8 protein-coding genes are annotated in these 6,268 nt (G+C 59.4%); all 8 read left to right on the top strand.

Going from position 1 to position 6,268, the window contains the following annotated elements:
- Positions 1-506: hypothetical protein (locus ACEW8Q_RS08640; protein ID WP_373503648.1), on the top strand; the 506-nt coding region annotated here is incomplete at its 5' end.
- 90 nt (positions 507-596) lie between these two features.
- Positions 597-818, top strand: coding sequence for a helix-turn-helix transcriptional regulator (locus ACEW8Q_RS08635; RefSeq protein ID WP_373503647.1), 222 nt, complete (start codon positions 597-599; stop codon positions 816-818).
- A 190-nt stretch (positions 819-1,008) separates the two neighbouring features.
- Positions 1,009-1,233 carry a hypothetical protein gene (locus ACEW8Q_RS08630; RefSeq protein ID WP_373503646.1) on the top strand — a complete coding sequence of 75 codons (225 nt, stop codon included), beginning with the start codon at positions 1,009-1,011 and terminating at the stop codon, positions 1,231-1,233.
- A gap of 178 nt (positions 1,234-1,411) precedes the next feature.
- A complete protein-coding gene (locus ACEW8Q_RS08625; protein ID WP_373503645.1) occupies positions 1,412-2,227 on the top strand; it encodes a toprim domain-containing protein in 816 nt (271 codons plus the stop codon).
- Positions 2,224-3,396: an AAA family ATPase gene (locus tag ACEW8Q_RS08620; protein WP_373503644.1), complete on the top strand. Its 1,173-nt coding sequence runs from the start codon at positions 2,224-2,226 to the stop codon at positions 3,394-3,396. Before ACEW8Q_RS08625 ends, ACEW8Q_RS08620 begins: the two co-directional genes overlap by 4 nt.
- Positions 3,397-3,675: 279 nt before the next feature.
- Positions 3,676-4,104, top strand: coding sequence for a hypothetical protein (locus ACEW8Q_RS08615; protein WP_373503643.1), 429 nt, complete (start codon positions 3,676-3,678; stop codon positions 4,102-4,104).
- Between the two features lie 423 nt (positions 4,105-4,527).
- The gene (locus ACEW8Q_RS08610; protein WP_373503642.1) at positions 4,528-5,574 is read left to right on the top strand and encodes a phage major capsid protein; all 1,047 of its coding nucleotides are present in this window, start codon (positions 4,528-4,530) and stop codon (positions 5,572-5,574) included.
- A gap of 196 nt (positions 5,575-5,770) precedes the next feature.
- Positions 5,771-6,112: a hypothetical protein gene (locus tag ACEW8Q_RS08605; RefSeq protein WP_373503641.1), complete on the top strand. Its 342-nt coding sequence runs from the start codon at positions 5,771-5,773 to the stop codon at positions 6,110-6,112.
- Positions 6,113-6,268: the final 156 nt, after the last annotated feature.

Genomic DNA, 6,268 nt, shown 5'->3' with positions numbered 1-6,268 from the left:
GCCAATCCTCAAGGCCGCACTTCAAAACCATCGGACCGAGCAGCCAGCCTCCCATGCAGTTGACCGCTTGGCCGATGCTGCATAAGGTTCAACCAGCGACGCCAGCCTTGGCATTTTCAACAGAGTACGGGACATCCCCTCCCAAGGTGAGCGATGGGATTTACTTCCATACACTCAACAGCCATATCGAGGGCAGGTCGGAACCGTCATCATTTTTGAACTGGCTAACCCATCCATTTGTGCTGCTCTCGGAGCCCTTGCAAGCCGGTGTTGAAGCAGCAAAGACAGGCATCGCCACCCGTAAGGATTTCAATTTTGAGGCTGCCAGCGTGATCGAAGAATGTAGGCACCTCTGGAAACTACGCAAGGAAAAGGAGGCGCCACAGACACTGAATCCTGCATCGGCTTTTGGGTTGTTTGTTGCCGATGCATTCGAGGTTTTAGGGCTCGTTGCAAGCCCGGAGTCTGCCATGAAGGCTTGGAGACGACTTCAGAAAAATGGATAGGTAGGGCGATCTAGCCTCACAGATGTATCTGCTACACAGAACAAAAATTGGCATAACTGGACTGTCACCCGATGCTTAGGAGTAATCAGCATGGTGACACAGTTCCTCCGATTCAAGGACCTTAAGGCCCGCGGCATTGTCGCCTCGTGGCCGAGCCTTCGCTACAAGATCGATCACAATGGCTTCCCGCCCGGCCGCTACATCGGCCCAAATAGCCGCGCCTGGACCGTCGAGGAGGTTCAGGCATGGATCGATGCGCTGCCGACTGAGAATCCGCGGCATACCTCGCGCAATCAGAAGGTGGCTGCATGATGCAGAGCCATCGCAAGTCGAAACCCCCGCCCGAAATGCGGACCCCTGCCACGATGGGGACCGTGACAGGGGGTGTTGGGGGTCAGGCGATCTGCGGAGATCGGGACGAAGAATACCGGACCCAGCCTCAGGACGCAACCGGCTTCCGCACTTACCGCGTTGACAGCTCCCTCATGGTGGAGGTGCTGGCATGGTCCGCGTGATCAAGATGTTTCCCCCGGTTAGCAAGAAACTGCATGGCGGTGTTGTTGCCGTCCTTTGGTACGAGGACAAGTGGACCGTCGGGCATATCAGCGACCAGCACCATGACACGATCATCGATCGGTTCGACGATCTCGCGGCAGCGATCCGGCGCGGCCGGCTAATCGCGCGGTCGATCGGCGCAGAACTCCAGTGTTTCGGGATGAAATCATGACGCGGCGGTGTCGTGAGGCGCAACCTCCCGGAATGCTGGAGGCGGCTCTCGATCTCGCGATCGGAGGGAGGCCGCAATGAATCTCGCGTCACTTGCGCGCGCGCTCGGCGGTCACATTGCAGGCCGGAACGCTGTGCAATGTCCCGGCCCGGGGCATTCCCGGGATGATCGCAGCCTAATGGTGAATTTCACCTCTGAAACCGTCTTCACGGTTCACAGCTTCGCGGGCGATCACTGGACGGTCTGCAAGGACTATGTGCGCTCGCTCCTGGGCCTGCCTCATGAGGAATGGCGAAGGGAGTTGCGTGAGCCGCTTTCGGCGTTCGCGGCTGTCAACCAGGCGCCCGATCCGACTGTGCACAAGAGGGAATTTGCGTTGCGCATGTGGAACGCGGCGCAACCGCCAACATTTACGCCAGTTCAACGGTATCTGGAAAGCCGGGGCCTCGACCTGTTCACGGCTGGCCTTGCCCATGGCGATGTGATCAGGTTCATGCCGTTCTGTCCGTTCAAGCTGGAAGACGAAGGCAGGACGCATCATCCGGCCATGGTCTGCCTCTTCAGGGACATTCTCACTGATGAGCCGCGCGCCATACAACGGACAGCGCTCGCTGCCGATGGCAACGGCAAGGCGAAGATCGAGGGCCTGGACCCAAAGCAGATGCTGGCGCCGGTGAAGGGTTGCGCCATCAAGCTCAGTCCTGACCATGAGGTCACAGAAGGTATTGCCATAGCCGAAGGGGTGGAGAATGCCCTCACGGCGCTCTGTGGCGGGCTTGCTCCGGTATGGGCACTTGGCAGCGCCGGGGCCGTCGAAGCCTTCCCGGTGCTTCCCGGTGTGGAGGCAATCACGATCCTCGCGGACCATGACCGGGCCGGGATCGAGGCCGCTCGCAAATGTGCGCATCGATGGGCAGACGAAGGCCGGGAGGCGATCATCACATATCCGCCCAAGCCGGGCGCGGACTGGAACGACATGAGGGCAGCATCATGAGTATCATTCCCGATCTCAACGCTCCCGGTGTGGTGGAGCATTTCAAGCCCAAAGCTACAGCAAAGTTGCCGACGGAAGAGCGGAAAAGCCGTTTCATCCGTGCCTCAGACCTTGAAGGCCGGGCGGTTCCTGTTCGTGAAGAATTGGTGCGCGGTTTAATTCCCATGGCCACTATCACATTGGTGGGCGGCGATGGCGGCACAGGGAAAAGCCTTCTCTTGCTCCAGCTCGCATGTTCGACTGCTCTCGGCCGCCCTTGGCTGAATCAGCCGGTCAAGGACGGCCCTGTCCTGTTCATCTCGGCCGAAGATGATGAAGATGAGCTTCATATCCGCCTTGCCACAATTGCCGCAGCTGAAGGCGTAGGTCTCGGGGAACTGCATCGGCTGACCATTCGGAGCCTTGCCGGCGAGGATGCCCTGCTGGCCACACTGGACAGCCGCAATGGCACGCTGACAGGCACAGAGCTTCTGGACGAGATCGACAGGCTTATGGATCAGATCCGGCCCGTGCTGGTGGTTCTCGATACCTTGGCAGACATGAATCCGGGCAATGAAAACGATCGTTCACAAGCTCGGCAGTTTATTGGAAAGCTCCGTGGCCCTGCAATCAAGTATCGATCCGCCATCGTCGTTTTGGCTCACCCCTCACTCACGGGCATCAGCAGCGGCACAGGAACTTCCGGCAGCACGGGTTGGAGCAATAGCGTCCGGTCGCGGCTCTACCTAGAGCGAGTGACGAACGAAGGATTTGAGGCCAATCCAGATGCGCGGCGACTGTCCGTCAAGAAGGCGAACTATGCGCGCATAGGGACTGAAATCTCCCTCACTTGGCAGAATGGCGTGTTCGTTGCCGACACAACTCCAACCAGCCTCGACAAGACGATCAGCAACAACAAGGCAGAGCGCATCTTCCTCGAGCTGTTGGCACAGTTCACAGATCAGGGCCGCTATGTCTCGGCTCAGCCGTCCAACAATTATGCACCCAAGTTGTTCTCCGAGTCGCCTCACAGCCAAGGATTATCCAAGCGAGCCTTCACAACTGCAATGAACATGCTGTTCACGGCCGGGACAATCGAGATTCAGAAGCATGGGCCGAAGAGCCGGGAACGGTCGCATATTGCGATGGCTGACCCGGTGGAATGGGGAGGTTCCGGCGATGAGAAATGACCCTTCCAACGCCCTTCCAACCGAAATTATTCCTACTTCCAACGCCCTTCCAACGCCCTTACAACCCCCTTCCAACGGCCTTACAAGGGTGCTGCCAACACACCCCTATAACCCCCATGGCGTTGCACCCGCCCTTTGCGGGGCGGTGCACGCTTTTAAGAGGGAAAGAAACCGATCGCTCATGGATGCCCCCGGGGGGGGCCATGTCGATCCTCCCTGTCCTTCGCTTTCTGGACCGGTGTGGTGCCTTGGCAACTATAAACTGGGATAATTTTGAAGATGCGTAACAAACGAGGCAGAAAATCTGCCGCTCAGCTGGCAGTCACAACCGTTGCCGATCTGATCGAGCGAGTTGAGCGCCCGGACGCGCCCTATGACCTCACCGACCTTCAGGCGGCGGAGTGGCGCGCCATCGTCGCCCGGATGCCGGCTGACTGGTTCACCCGGGAAACGTGGCCGCTGCTCACGCAATATTGCCGTCACATCATCTCGGCGCAGCGGATCGCGATGCTGTTGCACGCGATGGAGACTGACAAGGATGAAGGGCTCGATACTGAACTGTGGCTGAAGATGCTCGCGGCTCAGGAGCGCGAGACCCGCGCACTTGCATCGATCGCCCGGCAACTGCGGCTCTCGCATGTTTCGACGATGAGGCAGGACCGCACCGCGAAGCCTGCGACCGAAGGACCGAAGCCATGGGAAATGTGATGAACAAGGGGGGCGGGGGAGTCGCCCCATGGGGCAGATCACTTTCCAGACCGGCGGGGTTCCTCCATTTGCACCGCGACCAATTTTGAAACTGAGAAGTTGGAGCCACCCCGAAGGGGTGAAGTGTCATGAACGGCAACCGTAGGAGAGATCGAAATTACAAATGGCGGAGACGCAATGGCCGTCTTGCGCTTCCCGGCTTTCACGTGGCCGACGTCGATTGGCCTGCGAAGCTCATTGCACTTGGCAAGCTTCGACCTGACCAGGAGGACGACAAGGACGCCATTCGGGAGGCGACGATCCGCTTTCTTGACGAGGTGCGAGTCGGTCAAGTCACGGAGCGTCGATGACAGGCGACAGTGTCGCCGCATGACCTGGCAAAACCTGTCACAGTCGGTCATCTGATTTGGAGATCGAGCAGCTATGAAAATTGCCTATGTGCAGGGCGTCGAACCCCAGCCCTCCGCCTTCGAACGCCTGGCCTTCGCAAGCGTCCTGAAGGCCACGAGCAGCAACAAGTCTGAAGATGTTGACGACATCATCACCCGGCGTTGGCCCACAGACCGCACGGCCGCCCTTGTGGCAAAGGCTACGGTTGCGCCTGGCGCGTCGGGAACGGCAGGATGGGCCGCTGAGGTGGCAGGAACGGCCTGGGGCGGCTTTCTGGCCTCACTGGCGCCCTTCAGCGTCATGGCGTCGATCATGCCGCGCGGCACGGTCAGCCCCTTCGACGGCTTCAGCCGCAAGCTGCACCCCTACCGTTCAAGCACCGCAGCGCCGATGAGCTGGGTGAAGGAACTCGACGTCATTCCTGTGGCCGCTTACACCATTGCGAGTGCAACGCTGACGCCGAAGAAAATGGCAACGCTGACGATCTTCTCGCGGGAGCTGATGAAGCATTCGGACGCCGAAGCAATCTTCAATCAGATTTTCCGCGAGGACGCCGGGCTGAGTTTGGACGCCGCCTACTTCTCGACGGATTCGGCGACCGATGCGCGCCATGCTGGGCTGCTCAACGGCCTGACAGCGGGGACCGGCTATGGCGGCGCCGATGCTGCTGCCATGCAGACGGACCTTGCCGCCCTGGCGAGCACCGTTGCGGCAAACGGTTCTGGGGAGGTTGTGTTCATCGGCTCGCCTGAACGCGCTGCACTGTTTCCGGTTCGCTTTGCCGAATCCAAGGTGACGATGATGGGCAGTGCCGCCGTGCCGGCCACGCGTGTCATTGCGCTTGATCCGCGCGCCCTGGTGCACGGCTTCAATCCCGTTCCCGACATCGACGTTTCGACGGAAGGCACCGTCCACATGAGCGACACGCCGCTGGAAATCGTGGATGACAGCGCGACCGTTGCGGACCCGGTGCGCAGCCTGTTCCAGACCGATGCCATCGGCCTGCGATGCTTCCTCGAAATCGGCTTTGCCAAGCGCCGCAGCAATGCTGTGGCCTTCGTTGACGGAGTGACCTGGTAGTGGGCAAGCGGGAGAGGGAAGCGCAACGCGCCTTGCAGCGCGAGATTGACGAGGAAATCCGGGCTGATCGAGTCTATTTGTACTGCATGAAACTGTTCCGGGAGTTTTCGGCCGCTGCCGACACCAGGAGGGCATCTTGACACCAGGCGAGAGAACACAGTTCTGGAGGGACCGCTCAAAGTCTTTGCGGAGCCTGATGGGCGAGACCATCGGCAAGGCACCGCAGCAAGTCAAATTCACTCAGGGCACCTACAATGCGCTGGTGAAAGATGTTCCCGGGTTCATGGCAGCTCTCGGAACGCTCTTTCACGAACAGGACGAGAAGATCAAATCTCTTGAGGCCCGATTGCAGGCGATCGAGGACAAGCATGAACGCCGGATGCAGCTCGTCCGCGAAGCAGCGATGCAGGGCAAGAATATGCGAATGGAAGGCGAGGTCATGTTGGGAGCCTCACCTGATGGCTTGGAGACCGCTGCCGGGCAAGGCGAGGCGGTCTCCAATGTCACTGCAAGTCACTTAATTGCAGCCTTCAAATGAAAAGGCATCCTTGACTGTGGGGATGTCCCGCTCAATGTAGAAAATTGGAGTGAGGTTGGCGTTGCTCTCCTCGAGCCGTAGGCTCGGGGTGTTCAATCCTGAATGGAGAGCAACACCATGAAGAAAGCTACCACGTCTATCGAGGCGCTTGCCAGT

The sequence above is a fragment of the Aestuariivirga sp. genome (assembly GCF_041738905.1).
In the GTDB taxonomy this organism is placed as follows: Bacteria; Pseudomonadota; Alphaproteobacteria; order Rhizobiales; family Aestuariivirgaceae; genus Aestuariivirga.
The sequence above is the reverse complement of the archived record's forward strand: the minus strand, read 5'-3'. Positions and strand labels throughout refer to the sequence as shown.